The organism is Micromonospora eburnea (assembly GCF_900090225.1).
GTDB lineage: Bacteria > Actinomycetota > Actinomycetes > Mycobacteriales > Micromonosporaceae > Micromonospora > Micromonospora eburnea.
Genome location: NZ_FMHY01000002.1, coordinates 6,941,207 through 6,955,053 on the forward strand (window position 1 = coordinate 6,941,207; position 13,847 = coordinate 6,955,053).

Annotated in this window: 16 protein-coding genes, 1 tRNA gene and 1 pseudogene; 10 read left to right on the forward strand and 8 right to left on the reverse strand. The window is 71.0% G+C overall.

All coding sequences use genetic code 11. The features are described from left to right. The first annotated feature begins 99 nt into the window (after positions 1-99). The 3 genes from GA0070604_RS32855 to GA0070604_RS30445 are packed head-to-tail and all read left to right on the forward strand — an operon-like array spanning position 100 to position 1,882. The gene (locus GA0070604_RS32855; RefSeq protein ID WP_167363600.1) at positions 100-267 is read left to right on the forward strand and encodes a hypothetical protein; all 168 of its coding nucleotides are present in this window, start codon (positions 100-102) and stop codon (positions 265-267) included. Then, positions 264-473 (forward strand): helix-turn-helix transcriptional regulator, encoded by a 210-nt coding sequence (locus GA0070604_RS30440; protein ID WP_091126411.1) that lies wholly within the window; start codon positions 264-266, stop codon positions 471-473. Before GA0070604_RS32855 ends, GA0070604_RS30440 begins: the two co-directional genes overlap by 4 nt. Continuing rightward, entirely contained in the window at positions 470-1,882 is a 1,413-nt protein-coding gene (locus GA0070604_RS30445) for a tyrosine-type recombinase/integrase (protein WP_091126413.1), read from the forward strand. The genes GA0070604_RS30440 and GA0070604_RS30445 overlap by 4 nt, the downstream gene beginning before the upstream one ends. Before the next feature lie 121 nt (positions 1,883-2,003). Here GA0070604_RS30445 and GA0070604_RS30450 read toward each other — a convergent pair. Continuing rightward, positions 2,004-2,093: transfer RNA gene (locus tag GA0070604_RS30450), tRNA-Ser, on the reverse strand. Between the two features lie 97 nt (positions 2,094-2,190). Between GA0070604_RS30450 and GA0070604_RS30455 the strand changes: the two genes are divergently transcribed. Both GA0070604_RS30455 and GA0070604_RS30460 read left to right on the forward strand, forming a co-directional pair. Next, positions 2,191-2,730: an AAA family ATPase gene (locus GA0070604_RS30455; protein ID WP_244162126.1), complete on the forward strand. Its 540-nt coding sequence runs from the start codon at positions 2,191-2,193 to the stop codon at positions 2,728-2,730. Between the two features lie 9 nt (positions 2,731-2,739). After that, on the forward strand, positions 2,740-3,714 hold the full coding sequence (locus GA0070604_RS30460; protein WP_091126417.1) for an NAD(P)H-quinone oxidoreductase: 975 nt from the start codon (positions 2,740-2,742) through the stop codon (positions 3,712-3,714). 4 nt (positions 3,715-3,718) lie between these two features. On the opposite strand, the gene soxR is transcribed toward GA0070604_RS30460, so the two are convergent. Beyond that, positions 3,719-4,180 carry a redox-sensitive transcriptional activator SoxR gene (gene soxR, locus GA0070604_RS30465; protein ID WP_091126420.1) on the reverse strand — a complete coding sequence of 154 codons (462 nt, stop codon included), beginning with the start codon at positions 4,178-4,180 and terminating at the stop codon, positions 3,719-3,721. A gap of 46 nt (positions 4,181-4,226) precedes the next feature. Here soxR and GA0070604_RS30470 point away from each other — a divergent pair, with 46 nt between their 5' ends. Beyond that, positions 4,227-4,919 (forward strand): transketolase, encoded by a 693-nt coding sequence (locus tag GA0070604_RS30470; protein ID WP_091126422.1) that lies wholly within the window; start codon positions 4,227-4,229, stop codon positions 4,917-4,919. A gap of 2 nt (positions 4,920-4,921) precedes the next feature. Next, positions 4,922-5,815, forward strand: a complete 894-nt coding sequence (locus GA0070604_RS30475) for a transketolase family protein (protein ID WP_091126425.1) — start codon at positions 4,922-4,924, stop codon at positions 5,813-5,815. A 77-nt stretch (positions 5,816-5,892) separates the two neighbouring features. On the opposite strand, the gene GA0070604_RS30480 is transcribed toward GA0070604_RS30475, so the two are convergent. Beyond that, positions 5,893-6,600, reverse strand: coding sequence for a glycosyltransferase family 2 protein (locus GA0070604_RS30480; RefSeq protein ID WP_091126428.1), 708 nt, complete (start codon positions 6,598-6,600; stop codon positions 5,893-5,895). Between the two features lie 262 nt (positions 6,601-6,862). On the opposite strand from GA0070604_RS30480, the gene GA0070604_RS30485 reads away from it, so the two are divergent. Continuing rightward, entirely contained in the window at positions 6,863-8,461 is a 1,599-nt protein-coding gene (locus tag GA0070604_RS30485; protein ID WP_091126431.1) for a ricin-type beta-trefoil lectin domain protein, read from the forward strand. Positions 8,462-8,529: 68 nt separating this feature from the next. On the opposite strand, the gene GA0070604_RS30490 is transcribed toward GA0070604_RS30485, so the two are convergent. The 3 genes from GA0070604_RS30490 to GA0070604_RS30500 all read right to left on the reverse strand — a co-directional run bounded on the left by GA0070604_RS30490 (position 8,530) and on the right by GA0070604_RS30500 (position 10,819). After that, a complete protein-coding gene (locus GA0070604_RS30490; protein ID WP_091126433.1) occupies positions 8,530-8,961 on the reverse strand; it encodes an ASCH domain-containing protein in 432 nt (143 codons plus the stop codon). A 54-nt stretch (positions 8,962-9,015) separates the two neighbouring features. Further along, positions 9,016-9,528 (reverse strand): hypothetical protein, encoded by a 513-nt coding sequence (locus tag GA0070604_RS30495; RefSeq protein ID WP_091126436.1) that lies wholly within the window; start codon positions 9,526-9,528, stop codon positions 9,016-9,018. A 118-nt stretch (positions 9,529-9,646) separates the two neighbouring features. Continuing rightward, positions 9,647-10,819 carry a thiolase family protein gene (locus GA0070604_RS30500; RefSeq protein WP_091126439.1) on the reverse strand — a complete coding sequence of 391 codons (1,173 nt, stop codon included), beginning with the start codon at positions 10,817-10,819 and terminating at the stop codon, positions 9,647-9,649. 114 nt (positions 10,820-10,933) lie between these two features. Here GA0070604_RS30500 and GA0070604_RS32860 point away from each other — a divergent pair, with 114 nt between their 5' ends. Continuing rightward, positions 10,934-11,368 carry a PH domain-containing protein gene (locus tag GA0070604_RS32860; protein ID WP_244162127.1) on the forward strand — a complete coding sequence of 145 codons (435 nt, stop codon included), beginning with the start codon at positions 10,934-10,936 and terminating at the stop codon, positions 11,366-11,368. Between the two features lie 86 nt (positions 11,369-11,454). Here the strand turns inward: GA0070604_RS32860 and GA0070604_RS30510 are convergent, their stop codons facing one another. Further along, entirely contained in the window at positions 11,455-12,402 is a 948-nt protein-coding gene (locus GA0070604_RS30510; RefSeq protein WP_091126440.1) for a rhomboid family intramembrane serine protease, read from the reverse strand. 25 nt (positions 12,403-12,427) lie between these two features. Then, positions 12,428-12,958 (reverse strand): peptidylprolyl isomerase, encoded by a 531-nt coding sequence (locus GA0070604_RS30515; protein ID WP_091126443.1) that lies wholly within the window; start codon positions 12,956-12,958, stop codon positions 12,428-12,430. An 84-nt stretch (positions 12,959-13,042) separates the two neighbouring features. On the opposite strand from GA0070604_RS30515, the pseudogene GA0070604_RS30520 reads away from it, so the two are divergent. Next, positions 13,043-13,844 (forward strand): annotated as a pseudogene (locus GA0070604_RS30520) (hypothetical protein). The last annotated feature ends 3 nt before the right edge of the window (positions 13,845-13,847 follow it).

The window sequence follows — 13,847 nt, forward strand, 5'->3', positions numbered from 1 at the left end:
TGGCTCTACGGCGCTCTCAGCGGGCCATTCTAAGCCCCTCTGCGGTGAAACATCCGGCTTCCTCCCTGAACGGCACCAACCGCCCGAAAGGCGCTCTGCATGCGAATCAGGCTGCACGGCATACCCGCTGAAACAGCCGCCACCCTCACCGCACTCACCCAAGTCCTCACCATCCAACGCGTCAGCCGGCCCTACCCCGACCGGCCCCCGGCCACCCGGCACCGCATCTACCTCGACGCCACCCCGAGGGAGGACACCCACCGATGACCACCCGACCGCAGCGCACCACCCCCACCGGCAACCTGCTCACCCTCGCGGAAGTCCTGGACGAACTCCGGGTGCCCCGATCGACCTTCTTCCGCTGGAAGGCCACCGGCCGCGCCCCCAAAACCATCAAGTACCCGAACGGCAGCCTGTACGTCCGCCGCCGCGACCTGGACAACTGGCTCAACGACCATGAGGAGGCTGCTTGAGCAGCTACGACGTACGGGTGCACGCGATTCTGACCAATGAATTGTCCGGCAAGAAGAAGTCGTACACGGTTCGGTGGAAGGTTACCAACAAGCCTTTTCGAGGAACGTTCGCCACCCGGGCGCTGGCCGAGAGCTTCCGGTCAAAACTGGTGGTGGCGCAACGCGAGGGAACGGCTTTCGATGAGAAGTCCGGGCTCCCCGAACCGATGGCCCGGGAGTTGAACAGCCGCACGTGGTACGACCTGGCTGTGGCGTTCGTTGACATGAAATGGCCACGTGCCGCAGCGACCCAGCGCAAGAGCATCGCGGACGCGCTCACCACCGTCACGCCTGCCCTGCTCACCACGACGCGCGGAATGCCCGAGGAAGCGGAGATCCGGCACGCGCTCTACACGTGGACCTTCAACAAGTTGCAGCGCGACCGGGACAAGGGCGAGCCATCGGATTCCCTCGCCACGGCCGTCCGATGGCTCAAGGCAAACACCATGCCGCTAACGGAGGTGGCGAACCCGGCCACCATTCGAAAAGCGCTCGACCTGCTGACGACGCGGATCGACGGCGGCCCTGCCGCAGCAAATACCGTCGCCCGCAAGCGTGCCGTTTTTTACAGCGCCTTGAAGTACGCCGTGGAGCTTCGCTACCTCGACGCTCACCCGATGGATTTCATCCAGTGGCGAGCGCCGAAGAACACTGATCAGGTCGACCGAAAGGTGGTGGTCAACCCCAACCAGGCCCGTTCGTTGCTCGCGGCGGTACGGAAACGCGACCCGCACCTGGAAGGCTTCTTCGCCTGCATGTACTTCTCCGCGCTGCGGCCGTCCGAGGTCATCCATCTACGGGCCGACGAGTGCGAGCTTCCCGAGAAGGGTTGGGGCTGGCTGCACCTCAGCGGCTCGACGCAACAGGTCGGGGAGGACTGGAGCGACAGCGGCACATCGCTGGAAGATCGGGAGTTGAAGCATCGGGCGAAGAAGGCGACCCGCGACGTGCCGGCCTGTCCTGAGCTGGTCCGCATCCTGCGGCACCACCTCGTGACGTACTGCCGGAACACGAACGGGCGGATGTTCAACGCTGCTGGCGCTCGGCCGGCCCCGGTGTCGAAGAGCACCTACCTGCGTGCCTGGCGGCAGGCACGCGAAACCGCCCTGACTCCGGCTCAGCAGCGCTCACCGCTGGCGCACCGGCCGTACGACTTGCGACACGCCGCCGTGTCGCTCTGGCTCAACGCCGGGGTTCCGGCTACCCAGGTCGCCCAATGGGCCGGGCACAGCGTTCACGTGTTGCTGAAGGTCTACGCGTCGTGCATCGACGGCCAGGACGAGGCCGCGCGAAAGCGAATCGAGGGTGCGTTGGGCACGGAAGCGGAGCCGGGGCCGACCGAGGACGGCCCGGAGAGCGCCGACACGTAAACGACACAACCAGTGAGACGCGGCGGCCCCCAGCGGGACGAAGTGAGACCGACTTACGGTCTACAGACGCGCCCCCTGACCGGCGTTCGCGCTGGTCAGGGGGCGTTTCTGCTGTTCCGAGTGGCGGAGGGTGTGGGATTCGAACCCACGAAGACATCGCTGCCTTACCGGTTTTCAAGACCAGCGCCATCGGCCACTAGGCGAACCCTCCCGGACGCGTCCCGGCGGGGTACGCGACCGTGCCTAGTCTGCCACGGACCGGATAACGGGCGAGCCACCGTCCCACCCTCGCTGACAAGATGTCGTGCGTGTGGAACAACCCTGGGGTGGTCCTGATCACCGGAATCATGGCGGCCGGCAAGTCCACTGTGGCCGAGCTGCTGGCCCAGCGGCTGTCCCGGTCGGTGCACCTGCGCGGTGACGTCTTCCGGCGGATGATCGTCAGCGGGCAGGCCGCGATGACGGCGGAGCTCTCGGACGAGGCATGGCGGCAGCTCCGGCTCCGCTACGACCTGGCCGCCACGGTGGCCGACCGGTACGCCGCCGAGGGCTTCACCGTCGTCCTCCAGGACATCGTGATCGGCGCCGAGCTGCCAGCCATGGTCGAGCGGATCCGGCACCGGCCGCTCGCGGTGGTGGTACTCGCGCCCCGCGCCGAGGTGGTCGCCGTCCGCGAGCGGGACCGACCCAAGCAGGGGTACGGGGACTGGCCGGTGGCCGACTTCGACGCCGGGTTCCGCGCCGACACGCCCCGGATCGGGCTCTGGCTGGACACCTCGGCACAGACACCCGAGGAGACGGTGGACGAGATCCTGAGCCGGGCGTGGACGGCGGGACGGATCGGGTAAGACTGGGCCATGCGCGCGATCACGATCCCGGAACCCGGCGGACCCGAGGCCCTCGTCTGGGCGGAGGTGCCCGACCCCGAGCCCGGCCCCGACGAGGTGCTGATCGACGTACGGGCCAGCGCGGTGAACCGGGCGGACCTGCTGCAACGACAGGGGCACTATCCGCCGCCGCCGGGTGCGCCGGCGTACCCGGGGTTGGAGTGCTCCGGGGTGATCGCCGCGGTCGGCGCCGAGGTGACCACCTGGGCGGTCGGGCAGGCGGTCTGCGCGCTGCTGTCCGGCGGCGGGTACGCGGAGCGGGTGGCCGTGCCGGCCGCGCAGGTGCTGCCGGTGCCGGCCGGGGTGACCGTGGTCGACGCGGCGGCGCTGCCGGAGGTGGCCTGCACGGTCTGGTCGAACGTGGTCCGGCTCGCCGGGCTGGCGAAGGGCGAGACGCTGCTGGTGCACGGTGGGGGCAGCGGGATCGGCACGTTCGCCGTCCAGCTCGGCGAGGCCCTCGGCGCGACGGTCGTGGTGACCGCCCGGACGGCGAAGCACGCGCGGCTGCGTGAGCTGGGTGCCGCGCACACCATCGACTACCGGGAGCAGGACTTCGTCGAGGAGGTACGCCGGGTCACCGACGGCCGGGGCGCGGACGTCGTCCTGGACATCATGGGTGCCGCGTACCTGCCCCGGAACGTGGCGGCGCTGGCCACCGGCGGGCGGCTCGTGGTCATCGGCATGCAGGGCGGCCGGAAGGGCGAGCTGGACCTGGGCGTGCTGCTGGCGAAGCGAGCCTCGGTGCACGCCACGGCGTTGCGCTCCCGCCCGCCGGAGGAGAAGGCGGAGATCGTCCGGGGCGTACGCGAGCAGGTGTGGCCGTTGGTCGAGGCGGGGCGGATCCGGCCGATCGTGGACCGCCGGGTGCCGATGACCGAGGCGGCCGAGGCGCACCGCGTGGTGGAGACGAACCAGCACGTCGGCAAGGTGCTGCTGGTCCGGTGACCGGTCAGGCCGGCGCCGGGGCGCCGTCGGGGCGGGGCAGCACCAGCCGGGCGCCGGGGCCCTCGGCGGACAGCGAGTCGTCCGGGTTGTAGAGGGTGCAGCGCTGCAACGACAGGCAGCCGCAGCCGATGCAACCGTCCAGGTCGTCGCGGAGCTTGCCGAGCAGCCGGATCTTCTCGTTCAGCCGGTCCCGCCAGGCGCGGGAGAGCGCCGCCCAGTCCTCCGGGGTGGGCGTACGCGCGGACGGCAGCGAGTCCAGCGCCTCCCGGATCTCCTCCAGGGAGACGCCGACCTGCTGGGAGATCCGGACGAACGCCACCCGGCGCAGCTCGGTGCGGGCGTACCGGCGCTGGTTGCCGCCGGTCCGGTGGGACCGGATCAGTCCGAGCCGCTCGTAGTAGCGCAGCGCGGAGGGGGCCACCCCGCTGCGCGCGGAGAGCTGTCCGATGGTGAGTGCTTCGTGCATCACAGAGCCTTGAGTTGAAGTGCGCTTCAACTTCGAGGCTATCCGTATGACGACGACGACCGCCACCGACCCCGCCGTACTGCGGGCGCTGCTCGACCGGGTACGCGCCGGGCGCGAGTTCGGCGCGAACGTGTACTCGACGCTGGACGTGCTCCAGGTGCTCTACGACCGGGTGCTCCGGATCACCCCGGCGACCGTGGAGGACCCCGACCGGGACCGCTTCCTGCTCTCCAAGGGGCACGCGGTCGCCGGCTACTACGCCCTGCTCGCCGCCAAGGGCTTCGTGCCGGTGGAGTGGCTGGACGACCAGGGTGGCCCGGACAGCCGCCTCGGCGACCATCCGGACCACCTGCTGGTGCCCGGGGTGGAGATCGGCTCCGGGTCGCTCGGCCACGGCCTGGGTCTGGGCGTGGGCACCGCGCTCGGGCTGCGGGCCCAGGGCCGGTTCGACCCGCGCGTGTACGTGCTGCTCGGCGACGCCGAGTTGGACGAGGGCTCCAACCACGAGGCGATCGCGTACGCCGGGGCGACCGGGCTGGCCAGCCTGACCGCGATCGTGCTGGACAACAGGTCGGCCAGTCACGGCTGGCCGGGCGGCGTGGCCAGCCGGTTCACCGCCAACGGGTGGACCGCCGCGACCGTCGACGGCCGGGACCACGAGGCCCTGCACACCGCCCTCACCGGACACGACAACCACCGGCCGCACGTCGTCGTCGCGGTCGTCACGGACGGAGAATGAGCATGCGCGAGACCTTCGTGGCGGCGGCCACCGACTTCCTGGACGACCCCCGGACCACCATCGTCCTGGCCGACATCTCCGCCGCGGCGTTCGCCCCGGCCGCCGAGCGCCACCCGGACCGGGTCATCAACGTCGGCATCCGGGAGCAGCTCATGATGGGCGTGGCGGGTGGGCTCGCGCTGACCGGGCAGCGCCCGATCGTGCACAGCTACGCTCCGTTCCTCGTCGAGCGGGCGTACGAGCAGATCAAGCTGGATCTCGACCACCAAGGGGTCGGGGCGGTGCTGGTCAGCGTCGGCGCGTCGTACGACCGGGCGGCGGCGGGCCGCACCCATCTCAGCCCGGCCGACGTGGCGCTGATCGACACCCTGCACGACTGGACGGTGCACGTGCCCGGCCACCGGGACGAGGTGCCCGGGCTGCTGCGGAACGTGGTGTGCGGGCAGGGCTCTGCGTACGTGCGGTTGTCCACGCGGAGCAACACGCAGGCGTACCCGGACGCGGGTGACCTGCGGGTGGTCCGCGACGCCGGCCCGGGAGCGCCGCTGCTGGTGGCGGTCGGTCCGGTGCTGGACCAGGCGCTCGCGGCGGTCACCGACCGGCCGGTCACCGTGGCGTACACCCATCGGCCGCGGCCGTTCGACGTGGCCGGTCTGCGGGCCCTCGCGGGCACCGAGGTGATCCTGGTCGAGCCGTATCTGGCGGGCACCTCGGCCCGGGTGGTCGCCGCGGCGCTGGCCGACCGGCCGCACCGGCTGCTCGCCCTCGGCGTGGGCCGGTCGGAGCTGCGCCGCTACGGCACGCCCGAGGACCACGACCGCTGGCACGGCCTGGACGCGGCCGGGCTACGCCGCTCGATCGACGCGTTCCTCACCCCGGCCCCGGCCATCGCCTGAACCACTCTCGATCGCGCAATGGCGGCATCCCGTCCTGGGATGCCGCCATTGCTTGATCGGGGGCGCGCCGTGCGGCGTCAGTTCGCGGCGACGCTGGCCGAGCGACGCCGGGCGCGCTCGCGGGCGAGGATCCAGATGGCCTCGACGCCGTCCTTCCAGGTGATCTTCTTGCCCTCTTCGCGACCCCGGGCCCGGTAGCTGATCGGCACCTCGTAGGGGCGGATGCGCTGGCGGAGCAGCTTGCCGGTGACCTCGGCCTCCATGCCGAAGCCACGGGACCGGACCTGGAGCGAACGGTACAGCTCCAGCGGCATCAGCTTGAAGCAGGTCTCCAGGTCGCCGATGTACGAGTTGAACAGCACGTTCGCCGCCATCGTGACGCCTTTGTTGCCAATCACGTACCAGAAGCTGTAGGCACTGTGACTGCCGAAGGTCCGGTTGCCGTAGACCACCGTCGCCCGCCCGTCGAGCACCGGTTCGAGCAGCCGCGGGATGTCCTGCGGGTCGTATTCGAGGTCGGCGTCGAGGATGACCATGTATTCACCCTCGGCGTTGTCCACGGCGGTTCTGATCGCCGCGCCCTTGCCGGCGTTGCGTGGGTGGGTGATCACCCGCAGCCGCGCGTCGTCCATCCGGCCGAGCACCTCACCGGTGCCGTCCCGGCTCCCGTCGTCCACCACGACGAGCTCGATCTCGCACGGGTAATCCACCGCCAATGCCTGCTTAAGGGCATCCGCGATGCGTTCCTCCTCGTTGAAGACCGGCATGAGGATCGAGAGCTTCACGGGTTCTCCACGGTGGCAACGGTAAGTCGGCCTCAGCGTAACCCGGTTGGTCGTCGCGGCAGCGGAGCATGTCCCAGAGTGGGACGGCATCTTGACCGCTCGCCCCGAGTTCGCCACCCATCCGGCCCGCCCGATGTGTCGGAAAAGTTCCCTTCCACAGTCGGCCGCAAGGCCGACGAGACGTATTCACATACCGCCTCCACCCGGTTACCGTCGGGTAACTCAATCGACGTCCCGCGATTGAGTGGAAAGGAGTGCGTCGATGCTTGGCACCCCCACCAGGCGCGAACGGACGACCCGGCGGCGGGCCGTGGCCGTCCTGTCCGCCGCCGCTCTCGCCCTACCGATGCTGGTCGGACCGGCCGCCCCCGCGGCCGCCGCAGACCGGCCCGCCGTCCAGCCGCTCCCCACGGCCCTCGAATCCGTCCGCGCCGCCGAGGCCACCGCCCTCTACGGCTCACCCGAACTCCGGCCGCTGGAACAACGGCGGACCGCCCTGGTCACCATGGGCGACAGCGAGATCTCCGGCGAGGGAGTCGGCAACTACGTGCCCGGCACCCACCAGGACGGCAACTGGTGCGACCGCTCGTACGACCAGGCGGTCTTCCGTACCGGGATCCCGGCCGACGAGAAGTACAACCTGGCCTGCTCGGGCGCCACCCCGTGGAACCTGATCGCCGGCGGCCCGACCCAGCACAACGAGCTGAACCAGGGCGACTACCTGGCGATCAAGGCGCGCAACACGCACATCAAGCTGATCTGGGTGGTCGTCGGCGCGAACGGCGACGGCACCATCCAGTTCGGGCCCGTCGCCACCGACTGCGCGATCCGCCGGGTCTTCCTCCAGGGAGCGTGCTGGCCGACGTACACCGACCAGTGGACGATCCGCACCGACGGCAGCCGCGCCGCCGTCGAGGACGCGCTCAACTCCATCCGGCAGACCATGACCTCCGCCGGCTACCTGCGCTCCGACTACGAGCTGGTGCTGATGTCGTACCCGAGCCCGGGCAGCCCGGACGTGGAGGACAACCCGAACTTCCCCGGCTGGTACTCCGGCGGCTGCCTGCTCTACCTCGCCGACGCGGCGTTCGCCCGGAACAAGGCCGTACCGCTGTTCGAGTCCGCCCTGCGGGCGGCGGCGACCAACACCGGCACCCGCTACCTGGACGCCAGCCGGCTCTTCCACGGCCACGAGGTGTGCACCGACAACACCTCGGTCCGCGGTCTCTACATCGAGATCGGCATCTGGGACGAGAACGCCGCCCGGCAGTCGTTCCACCCCAACTACCGTGGGCACGGCATGTTCGCCCAGTGCATGACGCAGTTCTGGAACTCGGGCCAGGCGCGGGCGACCTGCGTCGACCCGGCCAGCACCGGGCAGGGCGCGCTGATCAACGGGCTGCTGGAGTTCAAGCAGCTACGCAACGTCGCCACCGGCACCTGCGTGGACGGCAAGGGGTACGACTCCCGTAACAACACGGTCCAGCAGTCGTACGGCTGCCACGGCGGGCGCAACCAGGGCTTCTGGTACGACCCGGCGCGACAGTCGCTGCACTCCGAGCTGTCCCACGACCGCTGCCTGGACGTGACCGGCGGCTCGTTGACCGCAAACACCACGGTCAACACCTACGACTGCAACGGCGGGCTCAACCAGAAGTTCGTCTTCGCCGGCAACCAGCTCAAGCCGGCCGGTGCGACCAACCTCTGTGTCGGCTTCGACAGCCCGTTGCTGGGCACCCCACGGCTGCGGCTGGCCACCTGCTCCACCAGCACCCGCCAGCAGTGGTCCTTCGAGTCCCGCTCGTACGCCAACCCGGTCGGCTACGGCCACTCCGACTTCATCGGCTCCCGGGTCTACTGAGCAGATCGCCGGGGCCGGCTGGATGCTGGCCGACCCCGGCGATCCGCCTCACCGCTGGCGGGTGCGGGTCACGGAGTACGCGCGTCGCCGGGCTCGACCACACGGAAGCGCTCGGCGACGACGAGGGTGTCGTCATCGATGGCCGGGGTCCGGCCCAGGAACTCGCGCACGCCCTCGCTCTGGAAGAACTCCTCGTGGGCCGCCCGCCACGCTGCCACGTCAGCGTAGCCACGCCCCTCGGCTCGCGCGAAGTCGTCGTCGATCTCCTTCATCGGAACGACGCGCACGTCGACGAGCTCGATCGTGACCGCCGGACGCCCCTCCGAATCAAGCACCGAGAATCGCTGACCGGTCGCCGGCACCGCCTCTCCGGCGTGCTCGTAAATCTCCAGCAGGCCCGTGAGCGCGGTCTTCTGACCACTCAGGATCGCCGCCACCCCACGGTCACGTTCCGGACCGGGAAAGGCGAGTTCAAGGGTCGGAAGCTCTTCATGTCCCATCGGGCGAGGGTACCGACACGCCCGCACCGGTGGTCATTCGCAAGATCGCATCGTCTAGCGCACCGGCGCGGGGCGGAACGCGAACGGCCGGGCACCGACCGGCGGCTCGCCGATGGTGGCGACCAGCCGCTCCGCAGGCTTCCGGAGTCGGGTCCGGAAGGCGTGGTTGAGCAGGGTGTCGACCTGCCATACCTGCTTCGGGTGGTGGGTACGGATGAGGAACCGCTCGCGGACCCCGTCGATGGCGGTCGCCGCCAGCTCGACGCTCTGCGACCGGGGGTCGGGGCTCCAGGTGACGTTGCTCAGCTCACCCAGTTCGGTGTTGAGGTGCAGGCGCAGCCGGTGCAGCACCCGGGTCTGCCGGGTGACCACCAGCCGGCGGTGGGTGAGGAGCATGAGGTAGTCGCCGCCGATCGGTTGATCGGGGCGGCTACAGCGGGTGACCAGGATCGGGGCGTCTCCGGAGCCGACGCACCGGCGGAAGATCGGTATGTGACGGCTGACGGTCTGGGTCGCCAGGCCGGTCTCGGCGGCGGCCGGAAGGAACGTTCGTGAGAACACGTCCATGCAAGATGCAACGAGCATATGCGCAGGGGTGATATGGGTCACTCCCGATTTCTGGAACTTCCACTCCCGCAATCGCACCCGCTGTCCGACAGCGAGCCCGACGACGAGGCCGAACGCCTCAGAGCAGCTCGACGATGGTGGCGTTGGCCATGCCGCCGCCCTCACACATGGTCTGCAGGCCGTAGCGGATCCCGTTGTCCCGCATGTGCTGGAGCATGGTGGTCATGATCCGCGCGCCGGACCCGCCGAGCGGATGCCCCAGGGCGATCGCCCCGCCGCGCGGGTTCAGCCGCTCCGGGTCCGCCTCGGTCTCGGCCAGCCAGGCCAGCGGCACCGGGGCGAACGCCTCGTTCACCTCGTACACCCCGATCTCCTCGATGCCCAGCCCCGCGCGGCGCAGCGCCTTCGCGGTGGCCGGGATGGGTGCGGTGAGCATGGTGACCGGGTCGTCGGCGGCGACCACTGCGGTGTGCACCCGGGCCAGCGGGCGCAGGCCGTGCCGGCTGGCCCACTCGCTGGTGGTGACGGCGAGCGCCGCCGCGCCGTCGGAGATCTGCGACGCGGACCCGGCGGTGACCACGCCGTCGGCCTTGAACGGGGTGGCCAGCTCGCCGAGCTTGGCCAGCGTGGTGTCCCGCCGGATGCCCTCGTCTGCGGTGAACTTGCCACCGTCGGCCAGCGGCACCGGGGCCAGCTCGGGATCGAACGCGCCCGCGTCCTGCGCGGCGGCCGCCTTCTCGTGGCTGGCCAGCGCGTACTCGTCGAGCTGCGCGCGGGAGAAGCGCCACCGCTGGGCGATCAGCTCGGCGCCGACGCCCTGGTTGAACGGGAGCGGGTTGTCCTCGGCGACGCCCTCGACGCCCCGATAGCGGTCCAGGATCGCCCCGCTGAACGGCATCCCGCCGGCCACGCTGGAGCCCATCGGCACCCGGGTCATCGACTCCACCCCACCGGCGACCACGAGATCGGCCTGGCCGGACACGACGGTGGCGGCAGCGAAGTGCAGCGCCTGCTGGCTCGACCCGCACTGCCGGTCGAGGGTGGTGCCGGGGACCGACTCGGGCCAGCCGGCGGCGAGCACGGCGTTGCGCGCGACGTTCCAGGACTGCTCGCCGACCTGGGACACGCAGCCCCAGACCACGTCGTCGACCTGACCGGGGTCGATCCCGGTCCGCTCGGCGAGGGCCCGCAGCACGTGCGCCGAGAGGTCGACCGGATGGACGCCGGCGAGGCTGCCCTTGCGCCGCCCGACCGGGGTGCGTACCGCACCGACGATGACCGCGTCACTCATGTCTACTCCCCGGTAACCTGGCTTGCCCCGATCCTACGTGCTGACCCGGCCGGCCGTCCTCCCCCGTTTCCGGGCCGTCCCGACGGGCGCTCGGGCGGCTGGCATGCTGGGGCGGTGATTCCACCGTCGCCCCCGGCCCGGCAGTGGCGGGTGCCGGGCGCCCTGCCAGCGGCCAAGCTGCTCGGAGTGGTCGTCCTGGTCGCCCTGGGTCTGCTCTTCACCGACGGTGACCGGGTCCGGCTCGTGCTCGCCGGGCTGGCCGCCGCCGGGCTCGCCGGCTGGGCCCTGCGTGACCTGGTCGCGCCGGTCCGGCTGGCCGTCGACGCCGAGGGGATCGCCGTGCGCCAGGGCTTCGCCGGCTGGCGGCGGCTGCCCTGGCCGGCCGTGGAGGCGGTCCGGGTGGAACGGCGTACCCGGCGCGGGCTCACCGCCGAGACGCTGGAGATCGACGCGGGCGACTCGCTGCACCTGTTCGGCCGGTACGACCTGGACGCGCCGCTGGAGGAGGTCGCCGACGCGCTGCACGCCGCCCGTTCCACCGCCGGCTGACGGTCACGACGCCGGGCCAGCGGGCCGGCGGGTGGCGCCGGCGCCGGTCGGCCGGCCAGGGGACCCGGCCGCCTCGACCCCACCGCTCAGCCGAGCAGCATCCCGGTCCGGACCAGGACCAGCCCGAGCAGCGCCACCACCAGGATCGCCCCGCCCGCCGCCTGGAACATGGTCCGCCGCATCCGCGGGGCGTACGCCAGGACCAGAGCCATCAACGCGCCGACGGCCAGGCCGCCCAGGTGGCCGGCGACGGAGATGCGCGGCACGGTGAAGGTGAAGATCAGGTTGATCACCAGGATCGGCACGATCGCCGAGGTGTCCCGGCCCAGCCGGCGCATGATCACGAAGATCGCGGCGAACAGGCCGAAGATGGCGGTCGACGCTCCGGCCGAGGTCTGGTTAGGCGCGCTGAACAGGTAGACCGCGACGTTGCCGCCGATTCCGGCGATCAGATAGAGCGCGAGAAAGCGCAGCGGCCCGAGCACCGACTCCAGGCTCCGACCGAGCACCCAGAGCGCCCACATGTTGAGCAGCAGGTGTACCAGGCCGAAGTGCAGGAACATCGCGGTGACGAGTCGATACCACTCGCCGGCGGCGACGCCGTGGGCCGGCCCGAAGGGGACGTACGAGGCGTAGCCGAGCACCCCGCCCCATCGGGTCAGCGGGGTGGAGTCGCCGAGCAGGCCGCCCAGGCCAGAGCCGCCGGCGACCGCGGTCCCACTCCGGGCCGAGGCGAGGGAGAGGACCATCACCAGCACGTTCAGCGCGATCAGGGTCTTTGTGACGTAGCCCTCGCGGCCGGCGGCACCGCCACCGAAGGCGGTACGCGCCGGCCGCACGCTACGGCGTCCCTCGTTGACGCACTCCGGGCACTGGTGCCCGACCGAGGCGTCCCGCATGCACTCAGGGCAGATCGGCCGGTCGCAACGGGTGCACCGGACGTACGTCTCCCGGTCGGGGTGCCGGTAGCAGACCGGAGTGGTCGGCACCGGCCCGCCGGTGGCGTCACCTGCCTGCCCGGAGCGCTCAGTCATGCGAGCAAAGGTACCCGCCGCTCGCTCACGCCTGCTTCTGCTCGATCTCGACGCGCTCGATGACCACGTCCTGGAGCGGCCGGTCGCTCGGGCCGGTGGGGGTGTTCGCGATCGAGTCGACCACCTTCGCGGACTCCTCGTCGGCCACCTGGCCGAAGATCGTGTGCCGGTTGTTCAGGTGCGGGGTCGGCGAGACCGTGATGAAGAACTGCGAACCGTTGGTGCCCGGCCCGGCGTTCGCCATGGCCAGCAGGTACGGCCGGTCGAAGCGCAGGTCCGGGTGGAACTCGTCGGCGAACTTGTAGCCCGGGCCGCCGCGGCCGGTGCCGGTCGGGTCACCCATCTGGATCATGAAGCCGCTGATCACGCGGTGCGAGATGGTGCCGTCGTAGTACGGCCCGCTGCCCGGCTGGCCGGTGCGCGGGTCGATGTATTCCCGGGTGCCCTCGGCCAGCTCGACAAAGTTCCGGACGGTCTTGGGCGCGTGGTTCGGGAAGAGCTCCAGCCGGATCGGGCCGGCGTTGGTGTGCAAGGTGGCGTAGACAGCCTCGGCCACGGGTACTCCTCACTTGTCGGTCAGTTCCATGCGGATCCTCCCATGTGCCCGATCTGGCCATGCGAAGGCATCCGAAGGTGGAGGATGACGAAGGAACAACTCGCCAGGAGGTGGGACCGTGTTTGGAATCGGGCGGCGTAGAACCCAGGGGCAGCTCGCGAAGGCGGAGCTGAACCAGGGCATCGGTCACCTGAGGCAGGCCGCGACGCATGCGGCGAAGGGTGCCGGCGCCACGGTCGGCCCGCGGGTCCAGGCAGCCCGGGGTGCCGTTGCGCCCACCGCGATCATGGTCCGGGATCGGGCGTCGAGCGGGCTCGCCTCGGGGGTCGCGGCGCTCGCGCCGCTGATCCTGGCCATGCGCGAGGCCCAGGCCGAGGCCGCGGGCAAATCGACGACCGCCGGCCGGAAGGCCGCCGCGAAACAGGCAGCGGTGAGCCGGAAGGCGAAGGCCAGGAACCTCAAGGCCGCCAGGAAGAAGCAGAAGCGGAACTCGGCGGGCCGGATGGTCGGCCTGCTGGCCGCCGGCACCGTCGCCGGGCTGGCCGGTGCGGTGGCCATGCGCCGCCGCCGCGAGCAGCAGGAGTGGGCCGAGTACGACCCGACCGGCCGGCTGGCGCCGATGCACGAGGACGTCGACACCATCGTGGTGGAGACGCCAGACCCGAGCGCGAAGGTGACCCAGGCCACCGGCGCCGGCAGCTCGGCGGTGGCCGGGGGCGGCAGCGCCGCCACCGCCACGTCCGGCAGCCAACCGGTGATCAAGCCGACGGACAAGGTGCCCTCGGTCGCCGAGGGTGCCCGGGACACCTCCGGCCGCCCGGCGGTCGACGTCAGCAAGGCGCTGAACAACGGGAAGAACACCACCAAGACCAGCGGTCGCCGCTGAGGC